Raw genomic sequence first — 21,590 nt, 5'->3', positions numbered from 1 at the left:
ACATTACTTTATAGAAGTACTCAATGCTTTTTTTAGTCTTTTTGATGGATTAAATCCATTTTTTCCAGGTGTCAACCAAGCACCCTCACCATTTTCGTTCCAAGCATATAAAATGGCTATTTTTTCTTTTGTGGCATTTCTTGTATTTTCTTTGATCCAACTGACACAGTTTTTAACAGAACGAAAAACAGACTCAGGAGAAAAACCAACATAATAAGGTTCTTTAGCATAGTTATTATAGGTATTCGCCCATGGACGTGGATCCCAGTTCAAAGTAGAAACAGGGATATAATTAAGTTTGCTTAGACTGTTAAAAGAATCCCAAACCTTTCTTTCAGCAAAAATTAAACTATCAATAGGGATTTTCATTTTATTTCCTCTAAAACCAGCCGAATGATAATTATATCCTGTTAGAATATCAAAACCACAACTTTCAGCCTTTTGGATATTAGTTTTGGATGGATTTATACAAACAGCAAATGAAATACCTCTCAGTCCAGAATTAACCGCTGCATATCTTAAACTATCTAATGCACTCTTTACATTTTCAGTCGAACCAAACTTTGTAATTAAAGAATTGATACTAAAAAAAATTAGTAAAGGTTTCTCATTAACCTTTAAGTAACTTTTATCTGAAAATAATTCCAACCATTCCTTTGAAACAAGATTCCAATCATTTTTATCAATTTCATATCCTTGGTGATTAGCCACCATGATACAATATTTAAGTTTATTTTTATTGGGAGAGTTTCTAAAATATTTTAAAGCATTATTTAAAGGCTCTTCACTAGGCTTTTTAGAGGAATTCATATACCAACAAAAGCTAAAAAAAGACAATCCTGCATTTGATGCTTCATCAATTTGCTCATTAACAATTTGCTGAGAACTTGTTAGCCATCCCCATTTAGGTTCTCTTAAAGAAAATGAATCAACTAATTTTTTTGTAATATGATTAGGATAAGCTCCTGTCCAACCATCAAAATAGTAAGCTCCTAATGTTATATCATTGTTTTTTGTCTCTCTCAATATAGAAAAAGCTAAGCAAATTGATACTAAAAAGCCAAGCAAAACATACTTAAGATTTTTTAACATTGTTTGGGCAAATTTATACGTAGTTCAATCTAAAGATTTTAGTATTTTTCTCATATTCTCTTTAAAGGAATTGATAGAAAAGTGTTCTAAAACACGCTTTTGCCCTTCGATTCCCATTAATAATCTTTGCTCTTTATTCTCAATTAGTGGTTTAAAAAACTCAAAAGCTTTTTGAGCATTATCCCAGGGAATTAAGACTCCTGTTCTTCCATTTGAAACCATTTCCACAGACCCACCGTGGTTTGTTGCTATAACAGGAACACCTGAAGCCATAGCTTCTAAAATAACTGTAGGTAAAGGGTCTGGTAAAATGGATGGTGATATGAATAAATCAAAACTTTTAAGAATTTGAGGAATGTCTGTTCTAAATCCTAAATCATATACTACATTTTCTATATTGAGCTCTTTTTTTTGAATACTTAGTTCATCATATAAGTACTCATATCCTGGAAATGCATCTCCAACCATTACAAATCTGACATTCTCAAATTTTTCATTTATTAAAGATACTAGTTCTAGAAAATACTTTTGTCCTTTCCAGAAGTGCACTCTTCCAACCATCCCAATCAATAAAATCCCATCTTTTATTCCTAGTTCATCTCTCAAAGTTGGGATTGACTCCAAGTAAGGATTATAATCTATACCATTATAAATGGTTACTAACTTCTCCTTATTTTTTATCAATGGTTTCCAATGGTTATTCACAGCGTCAGAAACAACTACAACCTTATCACTAAAATTATTTAAAAGAAACCCAATAAATTTAGAGAACCAAATAGGTTTTGGAATAATTTCGTGAATATGCCATATATGCTTAATGTTACAACTTTTTGCAACCAAGACTCCAATTAGTACTGCTGCAGTATTTGAATAAATGATATTAATTTTTTTTTCAATTACTACTTTTGTCAATGCTTCTTTTGCGTTTTTTAGAACAAGTAATCTGTTCAATAATCCTGTTGGATTAAAATACTTTCTTCTCAAAATTCCAAGCCTAATAATAACGACATCTATCTCTTCTTCTCTTAAAGCTATTGCTAGCGGACCTTCCTCTGATAAAACGACTGTTATTTGAAAATCATTTTTTAAAAGCTTAACTGTAGTCAGAAGGATTTTACTTGCCCCGTATAAATCTGAAGAACTATGAAGTAAAAGAATGTTCATGATAAAATGTGTTAATGATGCTTAAAAATTAAACTCAATGATTTGTAAATACTTTTAAGGAAATACATTTTTTTTTAATCTGGACAACCTGTAGAACAATCTACTAAGTCTGTCAAAATTAAAAAACGAAAAGAAATATTGATAAAAAAATTGGTCAGAAAAATACCTAATTAAATCAAAGTAATTCATTTTCTTAACCTTTTGATAATATAAAAATTCATATCTTTTCCTAGCAAAAGTTAAAGCATTTAGAATTTTTGTATTTGACTTGTCTGTAACTTTAATAAAGAAATCAATAACAGTTATGGAAGAAAATATCATTTCTTTTAAATTATGACTGTAGTTATTATCATGATAACAATAAGTAAATAATACATCCTCTATATATCTATACTTAATGCTATTATTTTTCATTAAAATATTTAGATAGGCAGCCCAGTCATCACAACCTTTATATTTTTCTGATGTTTCGATAAAGAGACCGTCAGTTTTCACAGCATTTGAATTGAAAATTATCAATGCAGGAGTAATAATATTAGTATTTTGAAATAATATACTTTCAAGTTCAAATTTTGGTGTAAAGTAAAACATTTTAGACTCAGTGTTACTTTTAGTATACCTAATATTAGCGTTAATAATGTATAAGTCAAAATCAAAAATATTAATATTATTTTCCAATACAGAAAAATAGTTAAGTGTAACTAAGTCATCTTGGTCAATTATTGTAAAATGGTTAAACTTTACACTCTTTAAGCCTTTATTTCTAGATTCTGATACACCGATATTAAACTCATTCTTTAATATAGTTAAATCTAACATTTCATAATATTTATCAAATACCTTATAATTATCAAGTTTGGGATCATTTGGAGAATCTACAACTAAAATAACTTCAAACTTCAATTTAGATTTTGAATTTGAAAAAGATGCCAATAATGAGTCAATACAATTAAATATATAGTTGTATCCATTATAATAAGTAATAATTATTGATAAGCCTTTATTCATAAATATTTGATTTAAAACTTCTTCAAGAAGAAAATATCATATTTCACTCGAATTAAATTATCATCACAATACTTTACTCTAATAAAAAGAATTAATCTTCTTTAACAAGCACTTCTTTAGTTGCATCAAGGTATTTTGTTCCCCATTTTTCACAAGGCTCTAAATGATTCCCTTCAGCCCATTCATTCCAAGCATTTATAAAAACAAAATTTTCATCCTCACTTTGAGGTTTCCAACGCTTACAAATGTTCTCTAGCCACTCTTTATACTTTTCAGGAGTTGAATTAGTCAAAACCATTCCTCCTTTTTCCCTCCTTCTGACATAGTTATCCCACATTGGTGTTACGCAAGGATATAAAGTGAAGTTTTCCGGAAATTCAAAGTTTTTATAGTAATCAACTACCTCTTTGTAATCTATTACTAAATATTTGCTTCGAACGGGTGCAAATACACCTAGTTTTCTAATTAATTCACTTGCTATTGCTTTTTTTCTCACGAACCCCATTTTATTTGGAGTAAATTGAGCTGCTGCATCAAATCCAATTGACATTGGTTCAATTCCACTATCAAAAGACCAAAAGAAAACTAGATAAAGATCATTAAATCCATATTTTTTTGCTTCATTTCTCCATGTTTCCGTTGTTTCTTTAATATTCGGAAATAAGGATGGTCTATATATAATGAATACCGGTTTACCATCAACTGTTATATATCTTTTATCAGAAAAAACTTCTTTACATAAATAAGTTATGTGATCTATATCATCCTGTTTAGAATAATTTTGCTCCATTAACATATCTTTAGTTCTTCCATCCCAGTTCCTAGACCAATTCTCATTTGCCCAACAAACACAAAAAGGGAAGTCAGGTTTCCCAGACTCTAATACTTCATTCAAGGGTCTTTCTAATAAACGTTTACCATTAAACCAGTAGTGGTAATAGCAAAATCCGTAAATACCGCTTTTTTTTGCTAAATCTGCTTGTTGTTCTCTTATCTCAGGAATTCTCAAATCATAAAATCCTAACTCTCCTGGCAAATGTGGTTGATATTGACCTTTAACAATAGTTTTCCCTTTAACTACATTTCTCCATTCAGTGAAACCTTTCCCCCACCATAAGTCATTTTCAGGAATAGGATGGAATTGAGGTAGATACACTGCAAGGGCTCTTAATTTATTATCCATAATTTATTGAAATTAAAAATTGATCTATTATGTCACAGGCTAAATGTATGAGATTACTTTTTTATTTGATTTAAGAAAAAATAGTTGAGTAAGAACCTTTAAAAAGTGAAAATTTGATTTTTGTATTTATTAACAAGCGTTTATCAAATTATATTTATAAATTCACTTAATAATAGATAAAATATCTACCATGTGTTCGTCAAATTATTTTACATGTAAATTTTTATTACAAAGTTTGGTACAAATTTAACCTTCTTCCTATAAGTTTATCATGTGAATATTCAGTTAGCAATGTGTATTTTGCATTTTTAGATAAATTTTCTCTAAGTTGTTTATCCTCAATTAATTTAGCAATACTATTAATAAACATTTGACTATCATCAGCATGGAGGCAGTCAATGTTATTCTTAAATAATAACCCCTCAACACCAACTGTTGTAGTAACAAAAGGAAGATTATAGTTAACTGCATCAATAATCTTCATTCTCATTCCGCTCCCAATTCTAATTGGAACAACAAAAATCCCATCTTTGAGAACAGTGCCTAAGTCATCTACAAAACCATGAAATAGTATATTATTATACTTCGAATACTTGACTTGAGCGTCATCACTCCATTTTCCTACAATCGAAAATTGTAGGTTTGGGTATGTCTTACAAAGTTTTTCCCAGCAACTTTCTATGAACCACTGTATTCCATCATTATTTGGAAAATGTTCCTCTCCACCAAGAAAAATAATCTTTTTTATCTCTGAGATTTCCTTACTTTCTTCCACTTTTGGTAGTTTTATTGTCAGCGGTGAAGAATAAAGTTTATCTGAAGGTAGATACTTTGACAATTCTTTGCAATCATCATCAGAGACTGTAACTACTCTATCATACTCATTCATAAAGGATATTTCATAACCCTTATTCCTGATAAAAAGATATCTTAAAAATGGAATTTCTGTTGTTAATAACTCTAATTCTCTTCTTTCTCGAACATACCTTAATTCATGGTTTACAAATATTCTCTTTATATTTTGGGGTAAATAACTAATTAGAGTTAGTAGTTCATAAAATTCTACTTGAATGTAATCAATTTGATTATCATCAATTACTCTTTTTACTCGTTCAACCAATCCCCCTTCCACATCAAGGTATCCAGAACTGAAAATCTTTGAATTTTTGAGTATAAAATCGTCAATATAAGCTAAGTTTGACATCCGTAATAACCTCTTTTTCAAAAAGGTATTATACCAAACTAATGGTTTTTTATAGATCAGTTTATGTAACCTATTTGTATTACTATTTATAAATGGAAAGAACTTAACATCTGTCCAGATACTTTGCAACTCCTCAAAATAGGTTTCTTGACCTTTGTGAAGAGGGAATATCATAATTATGTTAAAATGCTCCCTCAGCTTGTCGTTCATTTCAAACTGTGCGATATTTCCTCCTGAATTAAGCGGGTAAGGCAAGCATTCTGTAACAATAAGCAATGTTTTTTTTTTTGAATACTTCATGTTTAAATCAAATAAAAAATAATTTTCACTTACACAATATTTGCACTTTAGTATCCTTCTTAATAATAATTTTGTTAGTGTATTAAATATATAAGGGACTAAATAGAAGTTTTGATATTCTTATTTACTTTATTGCGTAATTGATAAATTATTATTTCGTTAAAAGAGCCATTTTAATTCTTACATTTTTATATACAATGTAGGTAGTTGCAAAAATAGCGGTACCGATATCCCAAAGATGATTACTATACTTAAAAGCTAATCTTAATTTAGTGGCAAAATTTAGTGTTTTATCTTCATCCAGCTCTATAAAAAACCACTTTATAATATGAAGCTTATTTAAAGGTAACTTTCCCAGAATTAGTCGTACCCAGATAAAGTAAGAAAGTTTAGCATCAAGTTTTCTTCTAACAATAGCTGGCTCATTTTTAGAAGATATATTTATTCCACTAAGTCTCCAACTAACTGCTGCACCTTTTACCGTATTTATACCTGTTTCTTGTGCAAATTTTATCCAAGTAGCATCATCAGAACACCAGGCTAAATCAAAGTTTACAAATTTTCCATATTTTGATAATAGTTTTTTATGAAAAACATATTCTACAACATAACTATGAATATTTCCAAGTATTTTGGCTTTAAAAAAGTCTTTTGAAGACATAAATGTCTCAAAATTATTGAGTTGCTCGTAATGAGGAATCTCCTTGCTAATATGATCTATTACTTTAACATTAAAATGGATTAATTCATGATTTGGATTTGCATTTATGTGATTGTAAAAGACTTCTACACAATTCGTATCCATACAATCATCATCTGAAAATAACCATATCCAATCTTCATTTTTAATCAAATCCAAGCATCTATTCCAATGACTTACTAGGTCTTTCCCACCCCAGTTTGAATCAAATTTAGTATATTCAATTTGTAAATCGTTAGTAAATTCTTTAATAACCTCCCAAAGATCTTCAGGGCTATTATCATCTCCAATATAGAGTGAAAAGGCTTGATTAGTCTGATTTTTAAGTGAATCGAGAGTTTCTTTCAAATATTTTCTTTTGTATGCTGGTATTACTATTGCAAGCCTATTATTTTGTTTTACCATTGTATGTGTTAGTTTTTATAGATTTATTAATAAATACTATACATCTAAAATAGCAGCATTTTGTGCTAACATAGCCTGCTCTTTCATCTTAAGGCTTTCTAAGCCTTTTAAATTAATTCCTAAAATTGAAAAGTAAATTTTAAATGTTCCTAAATCACCTGTTCCAAAAATAAAAAGTAAAAAACAACATAGCATTGCTATGTTTAATATAGCAAACTGTTTACGGATGGTACTTTTAGACCGAACAGTATGACCGACCAAGTAAAACATAATAGATAAGATAAACACTGTTTGACTAACAATCCCTATCAACCCTTGTTCTATTAGCATTTTGTATAAGTAACTCTCAAACCCTGCAAAATCACTATCACTTACTCGGTTTTCAACTTCGGAAGAAAAACCCAAGTTTGTTATAATATAATCAATACCGTTACCTGTTACAGGATTTTTGCTAAAAATCAATAATGCTGCATCTAGTTGCATATTTCGCATTTCTACCGAACTTCCTTCTAATTTAGACCCTTTACTACTAAAAGTATCTAATGAATCGTTCACAAACTCAGAAAACTTAGGCACGCTAGTCAATAAGATACTTGAAAGCCCTATTGCAATAAATGTAAATCTTAACTTCTTTTGCAAATCTAGTCCAAATACTAAGAAAATCAGTAGCCCTGCTATCAAGGAAAAGAAAGGAGTCCGAGAATTTACAAAAAGTAAATTCACTATTACTCCCAGTAATATACACAGATATACTCTTTTTGAAAGAGTCTTTAACTTTATACTAATAAGTAGTAACAAACTCATTAAAATCCCCATTCCCAACACAAAACCATAATAAATTGGATGCCAAGTAAACGAAGAAATCCGAAAACGACCATCCCTACCCGACATATATACCTCTGCTAAATCTCTTACACCATAAACATTAGAAATGATAGACATATAAAAATTATCTCGTGTGACTATATTATAAATTCCATAAACTGATAAAACGCCAAAAAATAGTAGTATAATCTTGTAGGCTCGAATAAGGTCATCAAATGTTTTGATAAGATTATAACATAAAAATACAACCAAAAAATTATCTAAGAAAAAACCACCTCCCCAAAGAATAATTTTCACGAAATCTAGTTTTAGTCTAACGTCTGCAATGGATGTTATAATGAACCCAATCAAAACAGCTCCCCAACTATATTTCAATGGAAAACTCTTTATTTTCTTTATTAAATTATTATAATTTTTCAATATGAATATGCACATTAAGGAAAATATAAAGAACCTTGATGCAATAGTTGTGCTAAACAATGGGAAATGATCAGGAATAAATAAAATGGCAAACAAAAACCAAGCTAACCGTTCTACATAGACCGCTTGATACATTTTGTACACTATACCAAATGCTATTAATTGAAAAAAATATCCTTCCATTTACTGTGAATTATACAATTACGACTCTTTATAGTTTCTACCTTATACCTCTTCTGTATTTGTCCACCTTTATTTTACTCAAGGTCTGTTGATGGTCTTTATTTTTTTTGTGATTTTTTTTACCTTATCTGCTATGTATATTTTTTCACTTCTGTCAAAAAAGAAGCTATAGGCAACAGGTATTGCTAGACAAACAAATAATAATTCTTTGTATAACACAGCATAATAGAGTTTAGAAAATACAATAAACGCTGATAAGTTATAAATAGCCAAACAAATACACCCGATACTTACAACTGGTACAAAAAACGAATGAATAAATATCTTATTAGAATTATAGCCCAGTTTGGTAGGATAATAATAGATATAATAATAACCCATTTGAAGTATTACATACAATGAATAAGATATAATCACCCCACCCATTCCAAAATAATTCATTAGAAACCAAGCTGCGGTAAGGGAAAATATAGTAGAAAACGCAGACATATAAACAATTGGTCTAAGAACATTCCCCGAAAGAACTATACTTGATAGAGCAGAACTATGAAGACCTAAAAGCGATATTGCCCAGATATTAAACCAATATGATAGGTAGGAATTCTCCGCTCCCACGTACATTATTATTATTTCTTTGGAGCTTAAAACAAAACTAAATATCAAGAATGCCAAAAAAATACTAATGTACTTTGTTCCATTACTAGCTATTTGCATTTCAGCTTCTTTATCACCCAAGGCTTTAGCCTTAGTTGCGTGAGGTAATATCACTCCCAAAAAACTTGACCCAAGTATCAGTATCAGATTAGCAATACCTTCTATTAATCGAAAATCCGTAACTACAGATAACCCTAATTTCATGCCTAATAGCACAGGCCTTAGGTAATTGGCAGAGAACTGAAATAAACCAAATGAGAATACACTTAAACAATATGGTAATACCTCAGCCATTGCTTTTTTGTGATACATGGGCATAAAGGATAACCCTAAAGACATGTTTTTAATTCTTGCTATGTAAAAAGGTATAACTATTAAAAAACTACATGTATTGATTGCAAAAAAACTAACAACGCTTAGTTTTAAAAAAATTGTTAGTAACATCGATGCTATTTGACCTATTTTAGATAATAACAATACTCTTTGTTGCCAAGCAACTAATTCTTTAGCCCTCAATAACTGTTCCATAACATTAGAACCCCAAACAGGAAAAGATGTTATTATCAATATGTAAAGAAGTTTCTTAAATACTTGATTTTCCTCTATAGTTAAATGAAAAATTTCTTGGCAATAAAAACTCAAACCAAACAAAATTAAAGCATTAATCAATGCAATTGATATGTAAAATAATAGACTGGATTGAAAAAGTTTGTTTAAACCATCAAGGTCATTTTTCACTAAGTATGTTGAAAAAAACTTAACATTTCCAGAGGAAAATCCCATATCAAGAATTCTCAAATAAACATTCACAGACAGTGCTATCCCAATAAGTCCATACTGCTCCTTACCAAAGTAGGTTAGTAATAATGGAACCGAAAGAAAACTATATCCAGCTCCAATAACATTAGAAATAATACTCCAAGCAACACCACCAAATATATTTTTAAAACCTTTCATTTGAATTATATGTTAATATCTTAACTTTCTAGTAGTTCTTTGTATCGATTTATTCCCATCCCAATGGCTTCAGTCAATACTCTTTCAACATGGAAATTAAGATTTTCGGAACTTGTAGATTGAAACATTGAAATTCTATCTAATAGGCTTGAAGTATCATGAAAGTAATCGTCCAATCCTTCAAATTTTTCATTTTCTGATGGCTCATAACGAAAGCATACCATGTCATAATACATTGCTTCGTAATATGCAGTTGAATTATTAACGATGGCAAAGTCATAACCCTTTTTCTCAAAAAGCTCATTTAATGATTCTTTGCCTTCAATAACACTTATATTAGTACCTTCGCATAGTTTTTTATAAATAGCACTATCTAACGAAAGGTGAAGTTTTAGTTCTAAACATATATTAGGTAATGTGTGTAATAGTTTTTTTAATATATTTACTATATCAAAGTTTGATTCTTCATAAATTTTTCTACCAAGAAGTACTACCCCTTTTTTAAAACTTTGTTTAACATTGATAACTTTTAGAGAATATTTTGGATTACCTGCTACTTCTATACTGTCTTTAGAAGCTCCAAAATGGTTAATTAGATAATTTCTTGAAGACTCTCCCCAAACAAGAAGCTTTTCAGATACAATATTCTCTAAATTTATTATATCTAAAGGAACAAAACTTTTATAAGATGTAAAAATGCAATGTGATAGAGAAATTGTTCGAACATCTTGTCCTCTGAAAAATTGAGTTAGCAAATTTTCAACTGTAAAAGCACTATTAAAGGCTACAAATACTTTACCCTCATTATCAAACTTATCAAAAGTTTGATAAAGTTGATCACAAAGATTTTTGTAATATACCAGTCGGCTTGCTAAAAAAATTATTTGTTTAAAATTTAATTGATAAGAACAAGATATTTCCAAAGTATAAAAAAAGGCTTTGAGAATTCTAAGTATATTAAAGCTTTTTTTCCAAGAAAAATCACTTAAAATCCAAATTTCCGATGAATCTATATACTTAAATGTTTGCTCAAGCTGATACTTGTAGTCTAGTCTATCAACCGAATAAATACAGACAATTTTATTACTTGCCATTGACTTTTTCAATTGATTAAAATCAATCTTGTAAAATATATTATGAAATATTTCAATAGCTTGATTCGCACTATTTTGATTAAAAGTAATTTTAGCTATATCATGAGCTAAAGCTTTTCCTAAATCTATTTCTTTATATAAAAAACCAAACTTCTTTTTTAGTTCTATATATTTTTGAAAGTAATTGTTATCAGTCATTCTATCGAAATATTAGTTATTTTACACAAAATGAAGTCTATCAGCATTCGGAGAATAATTATACTCTTTTCTTTCTCTGAGAGAAATTTTCTTAGCAGGAATACCACCTACTACTGTATAAGGCTCAACATCTTTTGTAACAACAGCTCCTGCTGCAACCACAGCACCTTCTCCAATAGTTACTCCAGGGAGAATAATACATCGTGAACCTAACCATACATAATCAGAAATTGTAACCTTTCCTCCAATACCTTTAAATCCAATATCATTATAATCATGATGTAATGACCAAATCATAACCTCTGTACCAAAGCAAACGTTATTACCTATTTCGAGTCCCATTCTTGCATCCAAAACAGCTCTATGCCCTAAAGCAGTATTCATTCCTATTGTAAGTCCTTTTGGATTTCTATATTCATTGCCTCCATATAAAGCTGTTGATTTAGGAATTTTTGCTCCCATCAAATTCAAAACCCAAATTCTTATTCTTTGAGAAGGAAAAGAAGATATTATACTATTTAAAAAGAACCATTCCAATGATGATAACCAGTTAAATATTATCTTTCTTGCACTAATCGGAATTAATATTAATAAGATTTTTTTCATACTTTTTATTTTAAAATGGTAACTTTATAAAACAGATTTCACCTGTACTGTTTCTATTAAATCTTCTAGAATCAGTTGTATAAGTAAGATAAAAATTATTTTTATATCTAAACAACGATGGATAGTGACATCCAAACTGGTTTCTAAATTTAATTTTTACAGGGTTTCCACACATTGATGGATCTTTACCGTATCTAATTTCCAAAGTTGTTCTGTAATTGTAATTATTTGCATTTTCTGTTGTATTCCAGATAGATAGATACCCCTCGTTATATTTTATTAGATTAGGTTTAGAAGCCAAGGTATTATATCCACAAGCCTGATTTAAAGAATAAGGAGTAGTAAAAGTATATCCTCCATCAATACTTCCACTGAGCATAATATTCCCTAAACTATTCCTTCCTATCAGAAGCATATTCTTTCCATTGTTATCAATTAAGTCAAATGCACCTTCTACAAATTGGAGACAATACTTTGTAGCAATTTGTCTACTATCAGGAGCTCCCATCACAGTAAAAGATTGACCAGCGTTATCTGTTTTCATCAATATAGTCGTTCCTTCATCTGTTTGCCAATTTACAGTAAACTTGCCAATAGTAAGTCCTATTAAAAAACTATCTCCATTCCTAACTGGTTCGGATGTCATAAACATAAAATCAGTACTAAGCTTGTAGTTCTCTCCCAAGATAACTTTAAGACTCTTTCTTACATTTACAATATCAAAATCAATTAGACTAAGGTTATCGTTAACTATTTTACAAATTTTAGGTTCAGAAATGTTTTTAGTTTTTATATCAAAATCTCGGTAATAATATTTTGATACTCCTTTCTGATAAACCTTACTAAGTATTCTTATTGAACCCTCTTTAGTTCTAAACAATACAGGTGTATAGCATGGATGTTCATCATCGAATTTAATACCATTAGAATAGTTTACCCCTGATTTAAAAACATCATACACTACTTTATCTCTAGGATTCTCAATATCAAATACAGACAGTCTTACGGCTTGCCCAGCAACTCCCTCCTGAGTACTTGCATCATTACCGTAATATGCACAATAACCAATCCCATCTACAATCAACAATTTTGAATCATGTGCATAAATTTCTCCCTCAAATTTAGAAATAGCAACCTGCTTTTTTATCAATTCATCTCCGTATTGAATGGCTTGTTCTTTTGTAACATTTTTTTCGAGCAGTACAGTATCTTTGGGAATAATAACTTGAGAAGAAATGGATAAATCATCTTTACAACTTGAAAAACCAAGCGTATTGAACAATAAAACAATAACAAGTAATATCAATTTTTTCATGTAAGAGAGAAATACATTATATTTAGGATTTATGGAATGATAAGATATCACAAAATAGTTTAGGATACATTATCTATAAGTTTAATTACTTTTGTCATTAGGTACATATTTGTGATGTTCCTTAGCATGTACTTTTTTCTCCTTTTCACCACATATAATTGTTGCTTTTTTTACCTCTTCAACAAATTGCCTTAATTCACCTTTAGAAATATCTAATGCAACGCTGTCAAAATGTACCCAATCTAAATTCCCTAACTTAACATGTTTTTCTATCATCAATGCACCCGCACTAATTGCCATTTGCGAAGCTAATGCTCCTACATCATGACTAGAATAGCCGGGGATAATATTAGGAAAACGTTCATGTCTTATTTCATTATAATGTCTAATTACTGCAATATTACATGCATCTGGAGGTGCAGGATAAGAGGAAGTACATTGTAATAAATAAAGTAATCTATTATTTGTGGTAAATTCATTTAGTACAAACTCTTCATATTCTTTGTCTGTAAAACCTGTAGATACTACAATATCTCCATCAAAAGTATCTGCCACATGTTTCAAATAATTTCTATGATTAGAAATGGTGCTTGGAAGTTTGATAAGCGGTAGATTGTATTGTAATATATATTCATAAGAGTTTTTATCTAAGACAGAGGTAAACCAAAAAATCTCGTTCTTTCTACATTCATCAATCAATACCTTAAACAAATCATCTGTAAGCTCAACTGCTCTACGATAATGACCTAAAGTGTTTCCAAATGGTGACTTATATGGTTTGGATAGCTCAGACTCACTGTAAAATGAATCAACATCTCTCCTTTGAACTTTAATAATATCTGCACCTTCATCTTTTGCCATTCTAATCATAGTACGTAATCTTTTTTCGTCACCTATATGATTATTTGTTAATTCAGCAACAACCATTGGTATTCCTGCAAAGATTTTCTCTTTCACCCCTAAATACAAATCGTTATTACTTTTGTGTTCAGCAAAATCAGTGAAATTACCTTGATTAAATAAACCAATAGAGATATCACTATATGGTTTACGTCCTACATGAAGAATGTTAATTGAAGGAACTTCAGTTTCTATGTATGATTTAATTCTAACAAAAGTATCCTCTTGAGTACGAAGAACAGCGTCTCTAAACTGTTGACTATGCCCAGAATAGTCTTCAATCAATGTTGTATTTGAATCAGAGCCAAAATCAAAGCCTAAAAAGTATATATCAAGCTTTTTATTTAGCTCCTTAGCCATTACGATTCCTAATCTAATAGCTGACAAGAATAAAAAATCTGATATAAAAAGTTCATCACCATGAGCTGAAAACAAATAGCTTTCAGTTGTTTCATAAGTATCTGGGAAATATGAAACTTGAAGACTATTAACTGACTCTGGCATCTGTTTGTCTGAGATATACAAAGATGCTTTAAATCCGTTTTCTTTAATACTCTGATATGCCCATAAACTATGAACCAAGGCAATATCTCCAGCATAAAATCTTTCTGAGTCATTAATATTAATGACAACACCATTTTCTAACTGCGATTTGGCAATTTTACCTAAACTAGCACCTTTTCCGAGTATATATACTCTATCTGTTTTGGACTTTGAAAATATATTTCTGATTTGGGTCAAGAAGTTCTCCATGATATTGTGTGTTATTTACTGTTACTGATAATCCATTTTCTAAAGCTAAATTTAAACCTGGTATTATATCCCAAACTTTAGCACCTTTAGGATTTTCGAAGCTAAAAAAAGAACCAGTTACTACATTGTACATATTATATACTGCACAACCGATAATTCTATATTCAAAACCAGGTTCAAGTTTTAATATATCTTCTTTCGTTAAACTAGAAGATATCCCACATATTCTTGATTCAAATTTTTCAAAAATATCTCCTGTCTTTAGATAACAATTTAATTCTGGAAGAGCTAGCATAGACTCTTTATGAACACCGTTTTCATAAATACAGATAGCGACACCCCATTCTTTTAAACCCGAGACAAAATTTTCTGTGCCATCTATTGGGTCTAAAATAATTACTTTATCTTTTTTTGAGTTAGCATTATTAATTTCAGGAGATTCTTCAGAGACTAAAAAGTAATCACTCATTTCTGAAGCAATAAAATCTTTTACAAGCTTTTCGCATAAAAAATCTCCTTTAGAAACATAACTACCATCCTCTTTTAGCATCTTTTCTTTCCTTAGAGAAATAATTTCAGGTAAATTATTGATGATAATTTCCTTAATCTGATTACATATCGTCATACACTTACATTTAAAATGAATCTTGTCCTTTATAATAAATTTGCTCCGCTACAAAAAAATCTAAAGGAGTGTCTATATCTAAACCTTCAATCTCATTAGTAACTGTGAAAATTGGGTTTTGACCTACTATATTCTTATATTTAATCAAGTTATCTCTCGAAATTAAATTTAATCCAAAATTCAAGGCATAAATATTAGGTAAATTCTGACTATTGGGTTGCTTATCTCTTTCATAATTTATAGGATTACCATCTAACCATAAGAATTCTTTTACTGTAGATACTGTAGCTAAACAATCATGTTCATTACTCAAAAGAAATAAATCTATTGCTTCTTGAATAGTTGACGGTTTAATAAAAGGAGTTGTACAAGGGCAATATGCAAAAATATCTGTTTCTGTTACCAGCCCAAGATGTTGTAAAAACTCACTATTCGTGCATTGGGAAGATGCAAAGTAATCTTCTCTCCTATGGAAGGCAACTCCTTTAAATTTAGCCAACTCTATAGCTTCTTCAGAATCCGTATTAACTATAATTTCAGAAATACCTTTAACTTTTAGAAGGTTATCAATTTTTAATGCTAACAACGTAGTATCGCCAAAAGGCTTTAAATTCTTATTTTTAACCCTTTGGGAGCCTATCCTAACAGGAATAACAGCGGTAATTTTCATCTTAAATTTTAATTTTTTTGGGGAGGTATTTCTTGATTACAGGTAAACTTCTAGACTTTAAAATTATTCTTTAATTTTGTCCAAAAAGTTGGTTTTTGGGTATCTCCATGATAGCCATAGCCATAACCATAACCATATCCATATCCATATCCATATCCATATCCATACTCTTTAGAGTTACGATAATCAACTCCATTAAAAATTATATTTAACGATTTGAATTTGTTTTTACTCTTCAAGTCTTTCAAGACCTTTAGATAGGATTTAGGGGTATGTTGATAACGCATCAAATAAAAGACAGCATCTACATATTGACCTAAAATAGTAGAATCTGTCACCAGACCTACTGGAGGCGTATCTAACACCACATAATCAAATTGCTTTCTTAGCTCTTCAATTAATATGCCCATTTTGCCATTCGATAATAATTCTGAAGGGTTTGGCGGAATTGGACCAGAAGGCAAAACGTACATATTAGGATTTAATGCACTTTGCTTGATAATATCCTCTACCTTAGCTTGACCAATTAAATAGTTAGAAATACCTATTTCACGAGATACCCCTAAATATTCAGATACTTTTGGTTTACGTAAATCTAATTCAAGTACCACTACTTTTTTATCCAATAAAGCAATACTAGCAGTTAAATTGATACTGACAAATGATTTTCCTTCTCCACCGATAGAAGAAGTCAATAAAATTGCTTTCCCTCTTCCATCTACATTAACACCGCCTGCTGCATATTGTAAATTAGTACGTAGTGTTCTAAATTGTTCAGCCAAGAAGGATGTACTTTTCATATCTACAATATTGTCTTTCATTTCTTTTGGTTTTTTACCAATTTCTCCAAATACAGTAATACCAGTAGCATTTTCAATCTCTGTTTTTGATTGAATTTTATCGTTAAAGGATTCTTTCAGATTAATTAAGCCTGCTGGTAAAATTAAACCAATAATCATAGCAATAATATAAATAATTCTGCTTTTGGGTTTTACAGGATTAGGATTACTGTAAGGTTCATCAACTAAACGGCTATCTGTAACAGTCGAGGCATAAGAAATGGCAGTCTCCTCTTTTTTCTGTAATAGCATTAAGAAAAGACTTTCCTTGATACCTTGCTGTCTTTTTATATTAACGAACTCTCTCTCCTTTTTTGGAATAGTACGTATTGATGACTCGAAACGACTATTTAAACTCTTTAAACTTGCTCTTGTTACTTGTAAGCCTTGTTTCTGATTGGTAATACTTTCTCGAATGGCTGCTTTTGTATTGGCAATTTGTGTGTTGACTGTTCCTAAAATTGGGTTATCTGCTTGAACAGTTCTTACATACTTTTCCCTTTGTAACTCTAATTCATTGAGTTTACTCAATAACCCAATTAATACTGCATCATTCACCATTAAAGTAGCAGGAGCTACACCACTTTGGCTACTTTTAAGATAATTTTCTACGCCATCTAATACCTTTAAATTGATATCTACTTCATTCAGTTTTGTGTCATTTTCTTTGACTTTTTCCAAGAATAAATTACCCTCAACACTCAAATCTGTAATTCCTTCAGAACTTTTATAATTCTCTACATCTTTTTCTACATCTCCTAACTCCCCTGTAATTAAGCGTAAACGTTTATCAATAAATTGTAAAGTAGCAGTCGCTTCCATATTTTTATCTGTCAAAGCAGAAAAAGTATATGATTCAATTAATTTGGATAAAATTGATCTTCCTTTCAATGGTAAAGGGTTCTCTAAAGAGAGTTTAAGAACAGTACTTTTTTGGTTAAGTAATTCTACTTTAATTTGTGTTTGAAGATTTTCTATTAAAGAATTTTTTTCCAAAAATGCTATTTTGATAAGGTCATCGTCATGACGATATAAAGAATCATTGATAAATACCCTAAAGGCTCCATATTTGCTCTTAATATTTTGCCCATAGCCAAAAGTCCCCATTAATTCACCATTATTATTCCTTAACTCAAACTTTTGCTGATTAATAATATGAATAAACAACGGTTCTTTAAATGCTATTTCATTTAATTCACCATGTTGTACCCAAATCGGTGAAGATTTATAAATTTCATCATATGAACGAATTTTGCCTTTTTGAAAATAGGCAACGGTAAGGTTCAAATCATCAACCACTTTAGTAATTAGAGTACGAGATTTTAACACCTCCATCTCATTTTCTACAATCTTATTGCCAGAGAACATTTCTAGCTCCTTCAACATATCGTTTCCACCTATACCCTTTTTTTCATCTTTAATTAAAAGTACGGCATTAACGTTATATATAGGCGTTGTAAAACGTAAATAAAAATAAGCCCCAATAATAGTAATTCCGATAGAAATAACAAACAAATACCAATACCTAAAATACATCAAAAAGACTTTTCTAATATCGAAGTTGTCTTCATTATTTTCAGCAAAATCAAGAGAATTCTCAGCCATGATTAATTAAAATTATTAAATTAAAAAAATTTCTAACAATTTACTTGAATAGTAGATTTAGTAATAATACTAAAGATGTTGTAACACCTGTGGCAATAGGGATTAACTGCAAAGTTCTGTCAGAGGAAGCAAGTTTCCCTTTGGTTGGTTCTACATAAATTATGTCACCACTTCTAATAAAATAATAGGGCGTTTCTAAAACTTCTCTTGAGTTAAGATTTAGTTTAATAATCTCTCTTTTCCCCTCGGTAGTCCTCATTAGCATCACATTATCTCTTCTTCCAAATATAGTTAAGTCTCCTGCTACACCTATTACTTCCGGCAAAGAAGTATGATTATCTAACAAATTATAAATTCCTGGTCTATTGACTTCTCCCAATATCGTAAATTTTTGGTTAAGATAACGTACGTTAGCTGTTGGCTCTTTTAAAAACTTGCCTAACTCTCCTTTAATCTTAATCCCTGCTTCTTCCAAAGCTAAACCTGCTACATGAACTTTACCAATCAAGGGCATTTCTATATTTCCTGAAGGATCAACCAAATAACCTAAAGGCTGATTTCTTGCTACTCCATTACTTGTAACTCCCGGAAAATTTGAAGTAATTAATGGCGTTACATTTTGAAAATTAAAAACCTCATTTGATTCTGCACTCAATGAACTCACTGTAACCGCTAAAATATCATCTGTTTGAATTTTGGGTATAAGTGGTGCTATCGTTTTTAAAGTAGAATAGCGTAATGTATCTAAAGGGTCAGAGCCCTGAAAATAAGTTACATTTTTTGTAGTTAAACAAGATGTGAAAAAAGATAATGACAAAGCCATCATCAGCAATAGCTTTATATCTTTTGAAATACATTTTTTACTAAATAAATTCTTCATAAAATTTGATTTGAAGATGATTTTTGAGATTTTCTTATTGATTGTATGTGATTAAAAACTATAATTTAAAGCAAATGAAAATATCTTTTTATTGGAAGATACATTTTGCTGATTCAAGTCATTGTGTTGATAGCTCAGTTTGAAAAATAAATCGTGAATAAATTCATATTGCAAAAGGGTCTGGAAATAGCTATACTTTTTTAAATCTCCCCATAAAAATGGATAAATATCTCTAAAGTCAGCTTGCTGAACTCCAGTTCCTACAGTTCCTTTCCTGACATAATTATAAATTAGTTTAACATCCAACCCTCTTAATACTCTATAATGTAACTGAGCAAATAACTGGTCAGCATTTGATCCTATCCAATGACCTAAGTTGAAATTATTACTTTGAAAAGTTTGTACAGGAATAAAATGTACATAGTTGAACGGCTGTACTTTAGAATATTCTAATGTTAAATGTAAATTATTGATGGGAAAATCAGCTACACTTACACCTACTTGATAAGCAGTATGATTTCTGGCATTTCTCTCACTAGCATTTCCACCTGTCAAAGAAAACTCAATTTCATCAATAAAAAAGCCTGCATACAAATGCGTTTTAGGAATATGATTTCTTGAACTTAACTGTACAAATATTTGAGAGTTTGCAATAGTATTTGTTGCATTCTGTGTGGTATTTGCCTCACCCAAATAATGATTCATGCCTGAAAATAAAGCAATAGGAATCATGTAGGCGATTTTCAATTGATCATTGTAGATTACTGATTCGCCGACAGAAAGGCTTAATCCTTTGAGTGGCTTTATCGTCAGGGCGTGAAATGCTAGATATTTCTCTCTGTAGGAAAATTGTTTTCTGCCTGGTACTGCTGTACTGTAAATAGAAGATGAATCAATAATATTAGAATTCAACCAAGCATGGGCATAAGTAAATGATAACCACTTTACTGGATTAATATCTAGGCGTATTTGCGGATAAGTAGGAGCTTTATCAGATAAGATAATCTTGCCACCTGTACCGTAGCCTGCTGTCAGAGGAGTTTTACCAAAAGTAGCATAACCCCATTTCCATTGAGCCGTAACAGAGGCATTAATAAGACTATAATCAAATCGCTTTCCTCCTAGCAATAAATCACCTATTCTACCTGGTTCTGAACTAAAATTTTGTTTATAATCAAAACCTACAGGTAAATTATTCAACTGACTGTTTCTAAAATCTACGCTGTAACCTATGTTTTTACCGAGGTAACCATAAATCCAAGCCCCAATCCAACGTTGGTTTATCGTTGTATTATCATTATTTTCAATTTGATACCCTACAATGGGCTGAAGATTAAATGAAAATTGTTTATCCTGATAGGCGGCAAATCTAATTCTATCATTCGTTTTTGCCTGAAGAATACTTTGAAATGGCTTCTCTGCACTAAAATCTTTATTTAAATTTTTCTCAATAGTATATTCTTTGAGGTAGAAGGCAAGCTCTTCTTTCTCAAGAGAAGTAAGTCGTTCTGGATGATTATTGAGTGTATCTAATTTGGATAGGATATAATTTCTAGATAAGGGTAATACTACATCATTTAAATCAATCACTCCTTTTTGGGCTAATCTTGATAGATAAGGATAAACTGTTTTATAGCTAGGTTCATATACTACTTGCGCTTTTGCTTGAAAAACGAGTAAGTATAAAAATGATAGCATTAAAATGGTTAACAGTTTAGTAAATTTTCTCATCAAATCGAATTGTTTAATGTAATCTTCAATATTAAGCTTTAAAGCTAATTAAAATAATTAATTTAGGTATAACAAACGACGTTATTTAACAATTAAAGTTCTAAAGAATATATTTGTATTTTGTTTGTACCAAAAACAATATTCCCTTTTACAAGACCTTACTTTTCTTGTCTTGACACAAGAAAAGTAACAAAAGAAAGTCAAGAATTTATAAACTCGCTATCGCTCAAACAGTATAAATTCATTAAATGCTGACGCCTAAATAATATAAAATATTTG

Annotated in this window: 16 protein-coding genes and 1 pseudogene; all 17 read right to left on the bottom strand. The window is 30.2% G+C overall.

Translation table 11 applies throughout. The features are described 5' to 3' along the window. Nucleotides 1–3 precede the first annotated feature (3 nt). The 17 genes and pseudogenes from HNP25_RS05265 to HNP25_RS05185 all read right to left on the bottom strand — a co-directional run bounded on the left by HNP25_RS05265 (nucleotide 4) and on the right by HNP25_RS05185 (nucleotide 21,311). Nucleotides 4–1,092 (bottom strand): glycoside hydrolase family 99-like domain-containing protein, encoded by a 1,089-nt coding sequence (locus HNP25_RS05265; RefSeq protein WP_184131377.1) that lies wholly within the window; start codon nucleotides 1,090–1,092, stop codon nucleotides 4–6. 24 nt (nucleotides 1,093–1,116) lie between these two features. Next, nucleotides 1,117–2,256, bottom strand: a complete 1,140-nt coding sequence (locus tag HNP25_RS05260) for a glycosyltransferase family 4 protein (RefSeq protein ID WP_184131374.1) — start codon at nucleotides 2,254–2,256, stop codon at nucleotides 1,117–1,119. Between the two features lie 54 nt (nucleotides 2,257–2,310). Next, nucleotides 2,311–3,264, bottom strand: coding sequence for a glycosyltransferase family 2 protein (locus HNP25_RS05255; protein WP_184131371.1), 954 nt, complete (start codon nucleotides 3,262–3,264; stop codon nucleotides 2,311–2,313). Between the two features lie 91 nt (nucleotides 3,265–3,355). Next, entirely contained in the window at nucleotides 3,356–4,447 is a 1,092-nt protein-coding gene (locus HNP25_RS05250) for a glycoside hydrolase family 99-like domain-containing protein (protein WP_184131369.1), read from the bottom strand. A 226-nt stretch (nucleotides 4,448–4,673) separates the two neighbouring features. Further along, entirely contained in the window at nucleotides 4,674–5,951 is a 1,278-nt protein-coding gene (locus tag HNP25_RS05245) for a glycosyltransferase family 4 protein (protein ID WP_184131367.1), read from the bottom strand. A gap of 151 nt (nucleotides 5,952–6,102) precedes the next feature. Then, complete coding sequence (locus HNP25_RS05240) at nucleotides 6,103–7,056, bottom strand: glycosyltransferase family 2 protein (RefSeq protein ID WP_184131364.1); 954 nt, start codon at nucleotides 7,054–7,056, stop codon at nucleotides 6,103–6,105. A gap of 36 nt (nucleotides 7,057–7,092) precedes the next feature. Further along, nucleotides 7,093–8,484, bottom strand: coding sequence for an O-antigen ligase family protein (locus tag HNP25_RS05235; protein ID WP_184131361.1), 1,392 nt, complete (start codon nucleotides 8,482–8,484; stop codon nucleotides 7,093–7,095). A gap of 78 nt (nucleotides 8,485–8,562) precedes the next feature. Then, the gene (locus HNP25_RS05230) at nucleotides 8,563–10,095 is read right to left on the bottom strand and encodes a lipopolysaccharide biosynthesis protein (protein ID WP_184131358.1); all 1,533 of its coding nucleotides are present in this window, start codon (nucleotides 10,093–10,095) and stop codon (nucleotides 8,563–8,565) included. A 20-nt stretch (nucleotides 10,096–10,115) separates the two neighbouring features. Next, nucleotides 10,116–11,387: a hypothetical protein gene (locus HNP25_RS05225; protein ID WP_184131355.1), complete on the bottom strand. Its 1,272-nt coding sequence runs from the start codon at nucleotides 11,385–11,387 to the stop codon at nucleotides 10,116–10,118. 75 nt (nucleotides 11,388–11,462) lie between these two features. Continuing rightward, nucleotides 11,463–11,612: pseudogene (locus tag HNP25_RS22035) on the bottom strand (DapH/DapD/GlmU-related protein); the annotation flags it as partial. Nucleotides 11,613–12,003: 391 nt separating this feature from the next. Further along, nucleotides 12,004–13,308, bottom strand: a complete 1,305-nt coding sequence (locus tag HNP25_RS05215; RefSeq protein WP_184131349.1) for a sialidase family protein — start codon at nucleotides 13,306–13,308, stop codon at nucleotides 12,004–12,006. A gap of 81 nt (nucleotides 13,309–13,389) precedes the next feature. Then, nucleotides 13,390–14,961, bottom strand: coding sequence for an N-acetylneuraminate synthase family protein (locus tag HNP25_RS05210; RefSeq protein ID WP_184131347.1), 1,572 nt, complete (start codon nucleotides 14,959–14,961; stop codon nucleotides 13,390–13,392). Continuing rightward, entirely contained in the window at nucleotides 14,906–15,586 is a 681-nt protein-coding gene (locus HNP25_RS05205; RefSeq protein ID WP_184131344.1) for an inositol monophosphatase family protein, read from the bottom strand. The genes HNP25_RS05210 and HNP25_RS05205 overlap by 56 nt, the downstream gene beginning before the upstream one ends. A gap of 10 nt (nucleotides 15,587–15,596) precedes the next feature. Continuing rightward, nucleotides 15,597–16,256, bottom strand: a complete 660-nt coding sequence (locus HNP25_RS05200) for an acylneuraminate cytidylyltransferase family protein (protein WP_184131341.1) — start codon at nucleotides 16,254–16,256, stop codon at nucleotides 15,597–15,599. Between the two features lie 50 nt (nucleotides 16,257–16,306). Beyond that, nucleotides 16,307–18,700 (bottom strand): GumC family protein, encoded by a 2,394-nt coding sequence (locus HNP25_RS05195; protein ID WP_184131339.1) that lies wholly within the window; start codon nucleotides 18,698–18,700, stop codon nucleotides 16,307–16,309. A gap of 40 nt (nucleotides 18,701–18,740) precedes the next feature. Further along, complete coding sequence (locus HNP25_RS05190) at nucleotides 18,741–19,580, bottom strand: polysaccharide biosynthesis/export family protein (protein ID WP_229202795.1); 840 nt, start codon at nucleotides 19,578–19,580, stop codon at nucleotides 18,741–18,743. A 51-nt stretch (nucleotides 19,581–19,631) separates the two neighbouring features. After that, nucleotides 19,632–21,311: a capsule assembly Wzi family protein gene (locus tag HNP25_RS05185; RefSeq protein WP_184131335.1), complete on the bottom strand. Its 1,680-nt coding sequence runs from the start codon at nucleotides 21,309–21,311 to the stop codon at nucleotides 19,632–19,634. Between the last annotated feature and the right edge of the window lie 279 nt (nucleotides 21,312–21,590).

It is taken from the genome of Arcicella rosea (genome assembly GCF_014204325.1).
Lineage (GTDB): Bacteria > Bacteroidota > Bacteroidia > Cytophagales > Spirosomataceae > Arcicella > Arcicella rosea_A.
Note: the sequence above shows the minus strand (reverse complement) of the source record. Positions and strands in the feature narration are given on the sequence as shown.